The sequence below is a fragment of the Ochrobactrum sp. Q0168 genome (assembly GCF_016427605.1).
Classification (GTDB): Bacteria; Pseudomonadota; Alphaproteobacteria; order Rhizobiales; family Rhizobiaceae; genus Brucella.
Window position 1 is genome coordinate 45,147 of sequence record NZ_JAELXQ010000014.1, and the last position, 15,604, is coordinate 60,750.

A 15,604-nucleotide genomic window follows, 5' to 3' on the forward strand; every position below is an offset into this window, starting at 1 on the left:
TGCAGATTGGAAATCGCGATGGTTCGCGCATGAAATCCTGGCCATCGAATAAACCTTCATCCTTGTGGATGTCGCTCTCACGCGAACAGTTTGAAGGTAATGTTCTTGAAGGTATTGTAAAAACCGAGATCGCGATCATTGGCGGCGGCATTGCTGGTCTTGCTGCAGCCATCGAGCTCGCGAGGCGTGGTCGCAAAGTCACCGTACTTGAAGCAACCAAGGTCGGCTATGGCGCTTCCGGACGCGCCAACGGGCAAGTCATTTCGGCGCTGACACGCCATGGGCCTAATGCTTTAAGGAATGTTTGGCTGGGAGAACAGGCGGAACGTTTTATCGAGCTTGTGAGGGGCGCTGCCGACAAGCTTTATGAACTCGCCAACCGTTATGGGATCGATTGCGATTTGCGCCGTGCTGGATGGCTGCAACCCGCGCACAGCCCTGGGCGTTTTAAGCGCGTTTCCGCTCTTGCTGCACAATGGGCTGAAGCTGGTGCACCAACTGCCGTTGTTTCTTCAGATGATCTGGCAACCCGGCTAGGCACCGATACTTACCATGGCGGATGGGAGCATCGTGGCGGTGGGCACATAAATCCTTATGCTTTCACGGTGGGCCTTGCACGTGCCGCTACCTCAGAAGGTGTTGTAGTCTTTGAGCAAAGTCCAGCACTTAATCTCACGCGAGCGTCGACAGATTGGCAGATCAAAACCCCGAACGGCGAACTTTACGCAGAAAAAGTCGTGCTCGCGACCGCCGGCCACACCGGCAATCTCTGGCCCGAACTGCGTCGCTCTATTGTGCCGGTGACATCCTATCAAGCGGCAACCGAGCCGCTGGGGGATTTGGCAGATACAATCCTGCCCGGCAATGAAGCATCGTCAGACACCCGATTTGACCTTCGTTATTTCCGCAAGGATCGTGAGGGGCGATTGGTTTCTGGCGGCGCACTCGCCATTCAGGCAGGTGCGGCGTATCGTCTGCCTGCGATGGTGGAGGGTCGGTTGCGCGAGCTCTTCCCTGACCTGCCAAACGGAACAGTGAAAACGTTCTGGGGCGGGCGCATCGCTATGACGGTGGATCGCCTGCCGCATCTGCATAGACGCGACGACGGTCTTTACGGCTGGATTGGTTGCAATGGGCGCGGCCTTGCACTCTCATGCGCTATGGCGGATGTAGTTGCCGATGCCGTTTGCGGCGTAGCGGATGACCGGCTCGCCTTGCGTCCAACACCTGTGCCACAGGTCGCTTTTCACCCCATTGTTAGCCGAACGGCGCGCTTCATCCTGCCTTATATGCGGTGGCAGGATGGCCGCGAAGTCTGACCAAAATTCCAAGGAAGTCCCATGCCCCGCGCCGCCGTTATTCAGCTCTTTCACGAAGCCAACGCGTTTACGCCGGTCAAGGCGAATTACGATGGATTTCTCTCAGCACAGTATTTTCGTGGCGAAGATGTGCGGCGAGAATTCGGCTCAACCAGCAACTGGCTGGGCGGTGTAACGGAAGCGCTTGATGAAGCCGGCTATGACATTGCTTACGGCGTTTGCACCGGATGCCTTCCGGGTGGAACGCTCGAGGCAGAAGGTTATCACCGTCTTGTGGCAGAAATTATTCGGTCGCTAGAAGACATTGTAGCAACGGGCCCCGTAGACGTCGCAGCGCTTCTGTTGCACGGCGCTCTGGTGGTTGAGAGCGTCTCCACACCTGAGACAGATCTTGCCCGAAAGGTACGTGCAATTGTTGGCCCTCATGTCCGCATAGCCGTACCGCTCGATTTTCATGCCAATGTCGAACCGACGCTGCCGCATGTTGTCGATGTGGTGATAGGCGGCAAACTGTACCCACATTCTGACACTCATGCGCGCGGCAAAAAATTAATGCAGTTGGCGCTTGACCCTGTGAGCTGGCGGACACGGCGCTTCCGCTTGCCAGTAGCAGCACCCATGAGCGCCCAGACCAGCGATGCAGAGCCATTCAAAAGCCTGATCGCACTATCCAATGACATCGAACACCGTGACGGGCTTGCCGATGTCGTTGTAATGGGCGGCTTTCCCTATGTGGATTCCGATGATGTTGGAAGCTCTGTTCTTGTAACAGGCACCGACGAAGAAGCCATGAAGCAGGCCTATCGCGACATGGCGGATGTCATCTGGCAAAAGCGCGAGGCCATAACCCGACCAGCGCCTGCATTCAATGCCATAGCACCGGAAATCTATGATCGTGCCACCAAAGGGCGTGTGGTCATTGGTGACGCCGGCGATAACCCCGGTTCAGGCGGGATTGCTAATGTCGCCGATATTTTTGCAAGTCTTTCTGCGCAGGACCTGCCATTCGCAGCTGGTTTCATGGTTGATGGCGAAGCGGTCTTGGCGGCAGAGGCGATTGGTGAGGGCAATCGCGGCAAAATTGCCATGGGGCGTTTGCAAGGCGGGGAACCGTTTGTTGTTGATGCGCTTGTGGAGCGCGTCACGGATGTTCGTTATCGCAACGAAGGGGCCAATCTGCACGGCGAACTGCTGGAGGGCGGTCTGGGCGCTGTTCTTCGTGTCCGCGATCACGGTCATATCGTTCTCGTCACCGAGCGCATTCAGGCCTATGACACACAGGCTTTCCGTAGTCTGGGTATCAATCTCGAAAGCAAGGCGATCATTCACGTCAAATCGAGCAACCATTTCCGCACGTCATTTACGCCGCTTGCAGAACAAGGTGTTTTTGTCGTCGACAGCGGCGGTTATGCTTCGACGGATGCGACCAAGTTCCCTTTCACAAAACGTGCTACCCGCATTCTTCCGCTTGCGTCATTCGACAAGAGCGAATGGGACCGTCAGGTAGCAGAAGAATGCGAGATTGCATTTCAGATCTTATGAAGAATAGCTTTTAACGATTTCACCACCTTTAATTACGAACTGGAGATGCTTGGCAAAGCTTTCCAGAACACCCTTATCCAGCGGATTGGCTGAGAGGACATTGAGATCGGCGCGGTAATTTTCCTTAACGTGGCCGATTTCATTCTCAAGCCGCACCAATTCCGCCGCCGTACTCGTTGCCGCACGAAGCAGGTCAAGCGGTGGTACAACGTCGGCACGCAAGGCAAACTCATGCAGCTGGCGCGAATGCATTGGCCCGATCAGATCGGTGCCATATGCCATCGGCACCCCCGCGCGATAGGCAAGTTCGACAGCATAAAGGCCAGAATCGAGCACCAGCCTGATCTTGTCCATCCGGTCTTTTGGGAAACCGCTTTCCGCGCCCACTTCCGCCAGCGCCCGGAAGCAAGAGAGCGTCGGCGTCAGGAAACTCCCAGCCTGCTTCATCAGCACGACAGTCTCTTCATCAAGAAGATTACCATGCTCGATTGAACGCACACCGTTACGTACAGCGCGTGCAACCGAACGGGCGGTATAGGTATGTGACACGACATAAAGATCAGCCATATTGGCTTCATCGACGATTGCCGCAATTTCCTCTTCCGAAAACTGATCCGAAGTGATGCGGTCGGTTGGGGAAGAAATACCACCATTAGCCATAATCTTGATGTGGTGTGCGCCGCGCCTGATCTCATCACGCGCTGCTCGGCGAACCTCATCAACACCATCGCAGCGCCGACCAAGGCTGACCTGCGCATAGGTTTCGTCAGTCCGATCCACACCCATGGCGCGATGATCGCCATGACCACCACTGGCTGAAAGCGCCTTGCCCCCGTAAAGAAGTCGCGGTCCCGAAATCAACCCTTCCTCGACCGATTGTGCGAGACCAAAATCAGCACCACCGACATCACGCACAGTCGTGAAGCCACGAGAGAGCATTCCGTCCAGCACCTTTGCGGCACGTGCTGCCACATACATCGGCGATTGACGCGGCAGCTCGCCCAAATTGGCAGTGTAGGCCGTTGCATGGACATGGGCATCAATCAGCCCCGGAATAACGAATGCGCCCTTAAGATCAACCCGGCTTGCCTCGGAGTGTGGCACTTTTTCTTCGCTCACCTCGCGAATGAACCCATTCTCCAGAACAAGGCGCTGATCGGGGAGCACCTTGCCATTTTCAACGTCGACGACATTGGCATTTTCGATAATCGTAATCACTGCAATCTGTTCCTGTGATGAGACCTGGAAACTGCAAAAGCCGGACTGCACGACAGTCCGGCTTCAGGGCTTCTTCGACCCGTTTACTTTTCCGACCAGCCGACGCGGTTAAGGAAGAGGTTCTCATTTGGCAGGGGCGCGAATTCCACATTCTTTGCCGCACCGTAAAGCACTGATGCCTGATAAAGCGGAATGATATAGTTCTCTGCGGCTACGATCTCGTGGACGGACTTGTAGAGTTCGAGACGACGTTCTGGGTTGATGACTGTTCGCGCCTCATCCAGTGCTTTGTCGAGACGCTCATCCTTGATCGTCGACCAGCTGCTCGAAGAATGCAGAAGCGGATAGAGCGTGCCATCGGCATCCTGACAGCCACAGCTCCAGCGGCCAAAGGCCGCCGAAGGAATCGTATCGGCACCAGATTGCATCTGTTGCATCCAGTTGCCCATATCAGTGGTGGCAATCTTGACGTTCAGGCCGACATCATTCAGCATCTGTTGGATGGCCTGCACGACACGCTGATCATAGGTCGGCGTGGTGAGCAGAGTGATTTCGGTTTTGGCCGCATCACCAACTTCCGCCACCAGCTCCCTGGCTTTCTCAGGGTTATATTCTGGAGCCTTTATACCCTCAACAAACCCAAATGAAACCGGGGACGTGAGCTCGTCAATCGGAGCATCATAACCACCCAGAATGCCCTCGACGATGCCCTGTTTATCAATGGCATGGGCAATTGCCAGACGAATGCGAGGATCATCAAGCGGTGCTTTGTTGATGTTGAGCGAGAAGAAAGCAATGCGTTCACCGCGAACCGGCAATACCTTGCCCTGCCCCGATGCTTCCAGTTGAGCGGCAAGATCATTATCGAGATTGCTTGCGAGATCAGCCGTTCCGGCCTGTAAGTTAGCAATGCGGGTTGAACCATCTGGAACGGCTCGGAAGGCCACTTTCGGGAATTCACCCTTCGTGCCCCAATACTCGTCATTGCGCGCGAGCAGCACTTCAACGCCACGGTTCCAGTTCTCGAGCTTGTAAGGACCAGAGCCCACAGGCTTGACGTTGAACTCATCCTTGCTGACCTTCTCCACCACATGCTTTGGTACGATGGAAAGCTTCGTCAACTGTGCAAGCAGAACAGGATAAGGGCCCTTGGTGGTAACAACGACAGTCGTATCATCCTTGGCAACCGCATCACTGATTTGATTGAACTGGCCAATCTGTGGGCTGGCGAACGCCGGGTCGATAACACGTTTGATGCTGAAGGCAACGTCCGCAGCGGTCAGTAGTGTGCCATCGTGGAACTTCACATCGTTGCGGATTTTGAATTCGACTTCCGCATCGGAAAGATATTTCCACTCAGTGGCGATTTGCGGAGCGATCTCGCCTTTATCGTCACGCGTCAGCAGATTGTCGAAAATATTGCGATAGACATTGAAGCTGTCGGTATTCCACTGCACATGCGGATCAAGCGAGCTCGGCTCAGCAATGAAATCCACCGCCAGCAGGTCCTTCGCGCTAGCACTATGTGGCTGAACAGCGAGTGCTGTCGCGGCAAGCAGCGCGGCGAAGAGTGCGTTTTTAAAGCGCATCGAATTTTCTCCCGTAGGGTTCCCCGGTTTTTCCGATTGAACGATAAGCAGATTGCAACTCAAAAATACAATTTGACATCTCAGTTTTTTGTTTTGCAATATTAATATCAAATACTGTCACTTTACGGGAAATCGTGCAACCAGCGCATTTTCTAAATCTGCATGCAATTGAAAAATGCCATTTCAATTTTGTGCATCGAAGAGAAACAGTTGATTTATGGGAATCGTAGAGGCAACATGCTCCTGTTTCCTCTGCAGAGCGATACGGAGATAAATTCTTCACTCCGGTGATCCGGAAAAGAAAATCTGTTCTTTTCTTTAGCATAAAGAAATTTCAAAATATGAAACTGAGAGGTCAGTTATAAATGTTGGATAACGATGCCTATACATCGCCTGTATCGCTCGAGGGCAAGGGAGATCTGGCGGAAAAGGCACTGCGAAATGCGATTGTAAACTGCGTTCTCGCGCCGGGTGAACGGCTGTCGGAATCCGCACTTGCAGCCGAATTCGCACTGGGACGCGGTGCACTGCGTTCGGCACTCGCGCGCCTTAAAGCGAGCGGGTTGGTATCGTCGTCAGCGCGAAGCGGCTGGGTTGTCACTCCAATTTCTGCGGGCGAAATCCGCGAATTGAGTGCGGCGCGGCGACATCTGGAGCCATTGCTTTTCGCAGCGGTACTGGATGAGGCGTCTATTCAGCGGCTGAATGCGCTGGGTGAAATGCATCTTGCGCTCACACAGCGCAATGAACTTGGGGGTGACATCCTTCCGACCATTCGCCGCTATGAGCGCGAAATTTTGGAATTGCTCGCCAACCGGCTCAATATGCCGATTGTTGCGGGCTGGCTGACCGACCTTTGGGATCGTGCCGTGCGTCTGGTCAACTTCTTCGAGAAGACCGGGCGCGTCAGACTGATCCCCGCCAACCGTTCGCTGTTGATCCGTGCGATTATCGAGGGGCGAAAGAGCGAAGCGCTGGAACTGTTTGGCGCGGCTAACACAGCGCTCGAAACCTATCTGCTCGACCGCTTCCTTGAATCGGAAGCAATGGTCAGCGCCAAACCCGCCCGCCGCAACGCGGGCAAAAGCAAAACCGGGAAACAACCTCGTCCAGAATCACATTTGGATAAACCAGGGGCATTATAAATATGGAAGTAGTGAGCCGTTCGATCCGTTCCGTCATTGCAGGCCTCGTTCTGGCCTGTTCACCGCTTACAATGACTGCAGCCTTTGCCAAGGATCAGCTCGTCATTGATCTTGTGAACGAGCCATCGTCGCTTGATCCGCATAAGCAGTGGAACCCGGACAGTTACTACGTTTATCGCAATATCTTCGACAATCTGGTCACGCGCACTGATGTCGGCGAAATCGCGCCGCAGATTGCCACTGAATGGAAATATAATTCCGACACGGAAATCGTCTTCAAGCTGCGCGATGATGTAAAATTTCATGATGGCTCGCCACTGACGGCGAAGGATGTAGCGTTCAGCATCAACCGCATCATCAACCCGGCCTTCGCAAGCCCACAGCTTGGCCAGTTTAATAAGATCGTATCGGCAGAAGCCACCGGCGATAACGAAGTCACTGTGAAGACCGACGGTGCTTATCCAGCGCTTCTGGCACAACTCGTCAAACTCTCCATCGTTCCGGAAAAGGTTGTTGAAGCAAAAGGCGACGACGCCTTCAATGCGGCTCCTGTCGGCTCCGGCCCTTATAAGTTCGTGAACTGGCAGCGCGGCGTTGCGGTTACGCTGGAACGCAATGACGACTATTGGGGCGAAAAGGGCGCGTTCAAAACTGCCGAATTCCGTGCTGTTCCCGATGCGGCCACCCGCATCGCCAATCTGCAATCGGGCACAACCGATCTTGCGGTTGGACTTGATGCAGATCTCGCAGCACAGATCGAAGGTTCTACCAATGCCAAGCCATTGTCAGTGCTTACAGAGCGTGTGGGCTATGTAAAGCTTAACCCGAACCTTCCTCCATTCGATGATAAGCGGGTCCGCGAAGCCGTTGCTCGTGCAATCGATAAGGAAGCGATTACCGAAGGGCTGCTTGGAGGCGTTGATAAACCAGTCGCACAAATGGCGACGCCCGCACATTTTGGCTATGTCGAAGGCATTGAGGGCTACGCTTACGATCTGGAAAAGGCCAAGCAGCTTATCAAGGATGCAGGCGCAACCGGTAAGGTAGTGAATTTTGCTACCGCCCCTACATTCGACCAGCGCATCGTGCAGGCAGTGGCGCAGATGATCGGCGAAACGGGGCTTACCGTCAATATCGAGATGACCGATATGGCGACCTATCTGAAGAGCGCGCAGAGTGAACCGAAAAGCCAGCCTGCCATCGCTTTCGGTCGTTGGTCTTGCGCCTGTCAGGATGCGGACGGAGTGCTCTTCCCGCTGCTTCATTCATCAAGCTCGTGGTCGTCCACAAACAATCCGGAAATCAACAAGGCGCTGGAAGCCGCACGCGGCACGCTGGACGAAAAGACCCGCCTTGAGAATTATAAGACCGTCAGCACTTTCGTAGCCGAGGAAGTGCCGCTTGTGCCGCTTTATCAGGCCGCGATCATCTATGGCGCAGCAAAACAGCTTCAGTGGAAACCGACGGCCAATGAAAGCCTCTTCCTGAACCGGATGAGCTGGCAGGACTAGAGCACCAAAGGTCGGCGCATAACTGCGCCGACCTGCAATAAAAATAACAAGGGAACGATACACGCAGTGCCAGCCTTTTTTCTGACCCGCATTGTGCAGGCATTGATCGCCATTCTTGGCGTCATGACGCTTATTTTCTTTCTGCAACGCCTTGCGGGAGACCCCGTTCTGTTGCTCGTTCCGCAGAATGCAACTCAGGCTGATATCGAAGCGATGCGCACAGCGCTCGGCTTTGATCGGCCGCTTGCCGTTCAGTATCTCGAATATCTGCGCGGCTTGCTGACGTTCGATCTCGGTCGTTCCTATGTACAGAATGTTTCGGTCTGGACACTGATTGCGAGTCGCCTGCCCTATACGCTCATGCTCGCCGGAGGCGCGCTTCTGGTTGCCGTGGGACTTGGCATTCCGCTTGGTGTCATTATGGCCGTGCGCCGTGGAAGAGCGGAATCAAAGGCCATTATGGGTTTTGTACTTGCGGGCCAATCCATGCCAACATTCTGGAGCGCGATCCTGATGATCATGGTCTTCGCAGTCCGGCTCGGATGGCTGCCGCCTTCCGGTGCGCGTGACTGGCCGAGCCTAATCATGCCGTCCGTGGCACTCGGCCTCCTCTCCATGGCGACATTTGCCCGTGTGGCGCGCACCGCCGTGCTCGATGAACTTGAAAAAGATTATGTGCGCACCGCTCATGCCAAGGGCGTACCGATAACGCGCATCGTCATACGTCATCTGCTGCGCAACGCATCCATTCCGGTTGTGACCGTTGCAGCACTTGAGATTGCCAACCTTCTGGCAGGTGCGGTGATCGTCGAAACCGTATTCGCATGGCCCGGTCTGGGGCAGTTAACCGTGCAGGCGATTGCTGCACGCGATTTCATGCTGGTGCAGGGGGTTGTTCTGCTCGGCGCGGTCACCGCAATTGCACTCAATCTCATCGCCGACGTGCTCTATAGTATTATCGACCCACGCATTCGCATGGGAGGTCATCCATGACGTCCCTCACCTCATCGACCTGCACATTCATCAAATGGTCGAAGAAACTGCCATTATCGGTTTCACCTTTTCTGGCGATATTGATCCTCCTGATCCTGATAGCGATTTTTGCGCCATTCTTCGCACCGATGGACCCCAACAAGCAGAACCTGCTTGCGCGCCTCAAAGCGCCGGGCTTTGAGAGCCGTGGCATCGTCTATTATCTTGGTTCCGATGAGCTGGGGCGCGATGTTTTAAGCCGGCTGATTTACGGTGCACGTATTTCGCTGCTGGTGGCTATTTCCTCAGTCGTTCTTTCCGGAATCCTGGGAAGCATCCTTGGTATGGTTGCAGCCTTTTATCGCGGCTGGACAGAAACCATCATCATGCGGCTGGTCGATATGGTCTTGTCGGTCCCAGCCATTCTTCTGGCAATCATCACGGTTGCGATCCTCGGGCCGAGTCTCGCCAATGTCGTCATCGTCCTCGCCCTCACCCGCTGGCCGCGCTATGCGCGTGTTGCCTATGGACAGACACTTTCGGTGGCCAATATGCCCTATGTCCGCATGTCACGTTTCATGGGAGCTGGATGGTTACGCCTTTTGTGGCGGCATATTCTGCCCAATATCGCTGGCGCGCTTATTGTCGTTGCCACGCTTGAATTCGGGTTGATGGTCCTGTTTGAGGCCGGATTGTCTTTCCTTGGATTAGGCGTGCAGCCACCGACCGCAAGCTGGGGAGCGATGCTTTCGACCGGACGCAACTACGTCGCTTCCGCATGGTGGATCGCGACTTTTCCGGGCCTCGCTTTGTTCCTGCTTGTCCTCTCCATCAACCTTATCGGCGATCATATCCGCGACCGGCTCGATCCGCGCGGCAGATAGGAGTTTTATCCGTGAATTTCGAGAATGAATTCAAAGGCAAAAAAGTTATCGTAACAGGCGCTGGCGGCATTATTGGCGGATGGATCGCTGCGGCTTTTGCGCAGGAAGGCGCAATCCTCTGCCTTACCGATCAGGATCAGACAAAGCTTGATGCCCGCATCGCGGAACTGCCCGGCGAGGGCCATTTCGGCACTGTCTCAGACCTTGCTGATGCAGCTTCTATCACGAGCTTTGCGGACGCGGTTGCGACACGCTGGGGCGCGCCGGATATTCTCATCAACAATGCGGGCATATATCCTTCAGGATTCCTGCTCGATATTTCGCTGGAAGACTGGGACCGCATCATGGGCGTCAACCTGCGCGCTCCATTCCTGCTGTCTCAACTTTTCGCAAAACAGATGGTCGACACCGAAACTGCGGGTTCCATCGTCAATATATCGTCAGGTGCGGCACGCAAGATGCGTACCACGGTCGTCCCTTATTGCACCTCCAAGACAGCACTTGATCGCCTGACCAAAGGCTTTGCGCTTGAGCTTGCCGAATATGGCATTCGCGTCAATGCGGTCGAACCGGGTTTTGCCGCCGGAAGCGATGTCAGCGCTTTGTCCGATGAGCATGTGAAGACTGTGACTTCGTCGATACCGCTTGGGCGTGCTTCTTCCGCACCCGATGTCGCATCTGCAGTCCTCTATGTGACATCATCGGCCGCCGCTTATGTCACTGGCGCCACCCTGACTGTGGACGGCGGCAACTCCATCGGTTCGCTTGCCGTATTTCAGCAGAAGAAGAAGGCGCTATGACCGAAGGATTAAACGTCAAATCACCCTGGCCCAACTATCAGTGGCCAGCAGGCAAGCAGTCAGCAACGCTCCTGTCCGTCGATGTGGATGCGCAGGTGCCGTTCATGTGGGCGCATCGCGATGACCTTCCAGATCGACTGGCTACGCTCGAAATCCGCAACTTTGGACCGCGCACCGGGCTTTATCGGCTGATTGACCTTTTCGCACGCTACCACGTGAAAGCCAGTTTTTATGTCCCGGGATTAACCGCAGAAACCAATCCGGAAATCCTGCCCGCACTCATAGAGGCGGGGCATGAAGTTGGCCTTCACGGCTATTTTCATGAGATTGTCGCCGATGTGACGGATGCAGAATTCACCGGCGCGCTGGAAGCAAGCATAGAACTGTTCGTCAAACAGACTGGCAAGAAACCAGTCGGCTTTCGTTCCCCTGCATGGGAAATCACACCGCATATGCTGCGCGAGATCAAGCGGGTGGGATTGGCTTATGACTCCTCACTCTCCGGCTTCGATCACCCCTATGAGATCGACGGCGTCACGGAAATTCCAGTCCAGTGGGCGACCGACGATGCCATTTTCTTCAAGTTTGAAGGTGGCGGACGCGACAAGTGGCCGTTTCAATCCGGGCAAGCAATATTGCGCGACTGGATTTCTGAATGGCGCACACTTCATCGCTTTGGCGGGTTGTTTACGCTGACTGTGCATGACTGGATTTCAGGTCGCGCGCAGCGCATCGCCCTTCTGGAGGAACTGCTGGACAACATCACCAGCCAAAAAGACGCGTGGGTCACAACGGCGGCAGAAATTGCGGCACACCATGCATCATCCGCCAATGTAGGGCGCTTTGCTGTCGAAGCGAAAATACCCGACTCTATCGGAAACCGTAGATTTGGACAGACGAATGGCTGAGAGCTGGGCAATCCAGAAAAAGCAAATCCGTAGCGAAGGCGGCATGGTCGCCTGCCAGAACTGGGTCGCAGCTGAGGCGGGTGCTGCGGTCTTGCGTCGTGGTGGCAATGCCATGGATGCCGCAGTCACGACGGCGCTTGTCTTGAGTGTAGTAGAGCCCTGGCTTTCCGGTATCGGCGGTGGAGGTTTTCTCTTGCACGCTGATGGCAAAGACGGAAGCGTCGATGCGCTTGATTTCAACGTCACGTCGCCACGCAATATTGATCCAAACGACTATCCGCTTGCCCCGGGCAGCGATGGCGACTGGTTCAACTGGCCCAAAGTTGTCGACGACCAAAATCTCATAGGCTACAGCTCCATATGTGTGCCGGGCGCAATTGCGGGGTTGTCATCTGCACTTGAACGCTTTGGCTCAATCAGCTTCGCCGATGCGTTGGTGCCTGCAATCGATCATGCCCGGCATGGATTGCAAATCGACTGGTTCACCACGCTTTGCCTCGCCATCGACACCGAAGGACTGAACCGCTTTCCCGCATCAAGCGCACTGTTTCTTGACAATGGCCGTGCGCCGCGCGTCCCTGAAACCGGTTCGCCGCGTAGCATTCCAATGCCCAAAAAAGCCGCGATGCTGGAGCGGCTGGCACAAGCAGGCGCGCGCGACTTCTACGAAGGTCAAATCGCCGAAAAGCTCATTGCCGATTTGTGCGCTGGTGGCAGCCTCATCGACAAGGACGATCTGCGCAACTTCCAGCCTGAGTGGAAAAAGCCGCTCACCATTGATTATCGCAATACTACTGTTCATGCTATGCCGAGGCTTTCCGGTGGGCCAACACTCGCACGCGTTCTTGAAGAACTCGACAGAACATTGCCGCAGGAAGATGCCCTTTCGGGAAAAACCGCGCTCGCCTTTGCGCGAGCTATTCGCCGCGCATCCGAAGAACGGCTTCGTACACTCGGACATGGCAGCAGCGGCGAAAGCTGCACAACACATATCAGCGTTGTTGATCGTGATGGAACCATGGTTTCGCTCACCAACACGCTGTTGTCGCGCTTCGGTTCGAAAGTCGTTGCGCCCTCGCTCGATCTTCTCATGAACAATGGCATGATGTGGTTCGACCCGCGCCCCGGGCAACCAAACTCCATAGCGGCTGGTGTGAAGCCGCTTGCAAACATGTGCCCGATCATTGCAAGCAAAAATGGTCAGCCCCATATCGCGCTGGGAGCTGCAGGTGGGCGTCAGATCATGCCAGCCGTCGCTCAGATACTGTCCTATATAGACGTATTCGGCCTTTCGCCAGAAGCGGCATTTCATGCACCGCGTATCGATGCAAGCGGCGTAAAGCTTCGCGTTAGTGAACGCGCGCAGCCCGATGTGGCAGCGCGTTTAAGTGAAGAATTTCCGGTCGAAATCATCGCCGACACACTCTATCCGGTGAACTTCTCCATCCCCTCCGTCGTGATGCGCGAAGACGGCCAGAATACCGGCATGGCTCATCCCTATCATCCATGGGCAGCGGTATGCACGGAGGCGGCATGACGAAACCTGTGCTTACAGTCGATGAACTTGTCGTCCATATTGCAGGCCAACCGGTGGTGGATGGGGTGAGCTTTCAAGTCAATGAAAGCGAAATCCTGTCTGTTGTGGGCGAGTCCGGCTGCGGGAAATCGCTGACGGCCTTCTCCGTCATGGGACTATTGCCCAGGGTAGCAAACATAGCATCCGGACGCATTCTATTCGGCGAGCAGGATCTTGTCAGTACGCCTGAAAAGACCAAACGCGACTTGCGCGGCAATGACCTCGCAATGATCTTTCAGGAGCCGGTCGCATCGCTTAATCCACTGATGAAAATTGGCCGGCAGATCGAAGAAAGCCTTGTCGTACACCGCGATCTGAGTGGCAAGAAAGCGCGCCACGCAGCCATTGCCATGCTCGAAGAAGTGGGAATTCCAGAACCTGAAATTCGCTTCGGACAATATCCTTTCGAACTTTCAGGCGGCATGTGCCAGCGCGCTATGATTGCCATGGCCCTGATCTGCCGTCCTCGCCTTCTGATCGCGGATGAGCCGACGACAGCTCTCGACGTGACCATTCAGGCGCAGATACTCGACCTCATGAAAAAGCTGCGCGACGAGACGGGAACAGCAATCCTGCTCATCACGCACGACATGGGCGTTGTCGCCGATATGGCCGATCGTGTGGCTGTGATGTATGCAGGCCGCGTCATCGAACAGGCGCCCGTCGATGCGATTTTCTCCCGGCAGGAGCATCCTTACACAAAGCTGCTGCTCTCAACCATTCCACGTCTCGAAGGCGAACCGAAAACCCATCTTCCGACGATTGAAGGCATTGTGCCTGATATCGGCTCATGGCCTAATGGTTGCCGTTTCGCGCCACGCTGCCCGATATCGGAAGATCAATGCAGGACGCATGTACCGCCGCTTTCAGCGCGCATGGATGTTGGTGCAGCGGCCTGCTGGCGCTCGCAACAAGTGGGAGCGGTGGTATGAGTGACATGTTGCTGTCCGTTGAAAATCTCAAAGTTCATTATCCCATTCGCGGCGGTCTGCTGGGCCGTGCCGTCAACTTTGTGAAAGCCGTTGATGGCGTCGATCTTGAGATTGGCCGTGGAGAAAGCGTGGCACTGGTCGGTGAGTCTGGTTGTGGTAAATCCACGCTCGGCACAGCTATCCTTGGCATGACCAGAGCGACATCCGGCAATATCAGCTTTGATGGGAAACCAGTCACGCATGGTCTATCTGAAACAATACGCGGGCTTTCGCGTGATATTCAGATCGTGTTTCAGGATCCTGCATCGGCACTTAATCCGAAATTGACGATTGGCGAGAGCATTGCCGAGCCACTGGCTATACACAATATCGGCACAGCATCCGAACGGCGTGCCCGCGTTGCAGAACTACTCAAGCTCGTAGGCTTGCATCCTGAACACGCGCTCAGAAAGCCAGGTGCATTTTCAGGCGGACAAAGGCAGCGCATCGTGATTGCCAGAGCACTGGCACTTAATCCCAAGCTGATGATTTTGGATGAGCCGGTTTCAGCGCTCGATGTTTCGATCCGCTCGCAGATACTCAACCTGCTGCTCGATCTTCAACGACAATTCCGACTGTCCTATCTGTTCATCAGCCACGATCTCTCGGTTGTCCGGCATTTCGCAGATCGTGTAGCGGTCATGTATCTTGGAAGGATCGTCGAAACAGGCGAAGCCTCCGAAGTCTTCAACCGTCCTGAGCATCCTTATACGGAGGCTCTGCTATCAGCCATTCCACTGCCTGACCCAATCGCCCAACGTCAACGTAGGCGTATTGTATTGCGTGGTGATCTGCCGAGCCCAGCCTCCCCTCCGAAGGGCTGCGGCTTCTCGACAAGATGTCCTCTCGCTGTCGCAGAGTGTCATCAAATTGCACCGTCTTTGGTGGCACGAACCATGACACGGCATGTGGCGTGTCATGTTCGACACAAATAAAATCTGGTGTTTTCTTGCGCCACGCGACTGGCCTATCACGCCGCAACAGCTTGTTTGCAACAACAGCAGGTGGTATCTCGATCACACCGCGACGGGCAAAATTACCCTCCTGCATCAGTCATAATCGCTTACGTAATAGTATCGTAACTTCGATTAGGTAACGTAGGTTAATGTATTTGGCGTTGCATCGCACCGCACGACTTTGACGAAACGTGGGTAAGCGCCGGCAAATGG

At 54.9% G+C, this 15,604-nt stretch carries 13 protein-coding genes; 11 read left to right on the forward strand and 2 right to left on the reverse strand.

The window, feature by feature from the left end; genetic code table 11:
- Window positions 1-29 precede the first annotated feature (29 nt).
- Entirely contained in the window at window positions 30-1,319 is a 1,290-nt protein-coding gene (locus JAU75_RS18895) for an FAD-dependent oxidoreductase (protein WP_199058006.1), read from the forward strand.
- A 21-nt stretch (window positions 1,320-1,340) separates the two neighbouring features.
- A complete protein-coding gene (locus JAU75_RS18900; RefSeq protein WP_199058007.1) occupies window positions 1,341-2,861 on the forward strand; it encodes a M81 family metallopeptidase in 1,521 nt (506 codons plus the stop codon).
- Here the strand turns inward: JAU75_RS18900 and JAU75_RS18905 are convergent.
- Together JAU75_RS18905 and JAU75_RS18910 are read right to left on the reverse strand one after the other, a co-directional pair.
- Window positions 2,856-4,079, reverse strand: a complete 1,224-nt coding sequence (locus JAU75_RS18905; RefSeq protein ID WP_199058008.1) for an amidohydrolase family protein — start codon at window positions 4,077-4,079, stop codon at window positions 2,856-2,858. The genes JAU75_RS18900 and JAU75_RS18905 overlap by 6 nt on opposite strands.
- Window positions 4,080-4,162: 83 nt before the next feature.
- Window positions 4,163-5,668 carry an ABC transporter substrate-binding protein gene (locus JAU75_RS18910; RefSeq protein WP_152850373.1) on the reverse strand — a complete coding sequence of 502 codons (1,506 nt, stop codon included), beginning with the start codon at window positions 5,666-5,668 and terminating at the stop codon, window positions 4,163-4,165.
- 365 nt (window positions 5,669-6,033) lie between these two features.
- Here JAU75_RS18910 and JAU75_RS18915 point away from each other — a divergent pair, with 365 nt between their 5' ends.
- The 9 genes from JAU75_RS18915 to JAU75_RS18955 all read left to right on the forward strand — a co-directional run bounded on the left by JAU75_RS18915 (window position 6,034) and on the right by JAU75_RS18955 (window position 15,370).
- Window positions 6,034-6,813, forward strand: a complete 780-nt coding sequence (locus JAU75_RS18915; RefSeq protein ID WP_199058009.1) for a GntR family transcriptional regulator — start codon at window positions 6,034-6,036, stop codon at window positions 6,811-6,813.
- 2 nt (window positions 6,814-6,815) lie between these two features.
- On the forward strand, window positions 6,816-8,324 hold the full coding sequence (locus JAU75_RS18920) for an ABC transporter substrate-binding protein (RefSeq protein WP_199058010.1): 1,509 nt from the start codon (window positions 6,816-6,818) through the stop codon (window positions 8,322-8,324).
- A gap of 66 nt (window positions 8,325-8,390) precedes the next feature.
- Window positions 8,391-9,317 (forward strand): ABC transporter permease, encoded by a 927-nt coding sequence (locus JAU75_RS18925; protein WP_199058011.1) that lies wholly within the window; start codon window positions 8,391-8,393, stop codon window positions 9,315-9,317.
- Entirely contained in the window at window positions 9,314-10,180 is an 867-nt protein-coding gene (locus JAU75_RS18930) for an ABC transporter permease (RefSeq protein WP_152850333.1), read from the forward strand. Before JAU75_RS18925 ends, JAU75_RS18930 begins: the two co-directional genes overlap by 4 nt.
- An 11-nt stretch (window positions 10,181-10,191) precedes the next feature.
- Window positions 10,192-10,980: an SDR family oxidoreductase gene (locus JAU75_RS18935; protein ID WP_113534084.1), complete on the forward strand. Its 789-nt coding sequence runs from the start codon at window positions 10,192-10,194 to the stop codon at window positions 10,978-10,980.
- Window positions 10,977-11,888: a polysaccharide deacetylase gene (locus JAU75_RS18940; RefSeq protein ID WP_199058012.1), complete on the forward strand. Its 912-nt coding sequence runs from the start codon at window positions 10,977-10,979 to the stop codon at window positions 11,886-11,888. The genes JAU75_RS18935 and JAU75_RS18940 overlap by 4 nt, the downstream gene beginning before the upstream one ends.
- Window positions 11,881-13,425 (forward strand): gamma-glutamyltransferase, encoded by a 1,545-nt coding sequence (locus tag JAU75_RS18945; RefSeq protein ID WP_199058013.1) that lies wholly within the window; start codon window positions 11,881-11,883, stop codon window positions 13,423-13,425. Before JAU75_RS18940 ends, JAU75_RS18945 begins: the two co-directional genes overlap by 8 nt.
- A complete protein-coding gene (locus tag JAU75_RS18950) occupies window positions 13,422-14,396 on the forward strand; it encodes an ABC transporter ATP-binding protein (protein ID WP_199058014.1) in 975 nt (324 codons plus the stop codon). The genes JAU75_RS18945 and JAU75_RS18950 overlap by 4 nt, the downstream gene beginning before the upstream one ends.
- The gene (locus tag JAU75_RS18955; protein WP_152850325.1) at window positions 14,393-15,370 is read left to right on the forward strand and encodes an ABC transporter ATP-binding protein; all 978 of its coding nucleotides are present in this window, start codon (window positions 14,393-14,395) and stop codon (window positions 15,368-15,370) included. The genes JAU75_RS18950 and JAU75_RS18955 overlap by 4 nt, the downstream gene beginning before the upstream one ends.
- Window positions 15,371-15,604 lie beyond the last annotated feature (234 nt).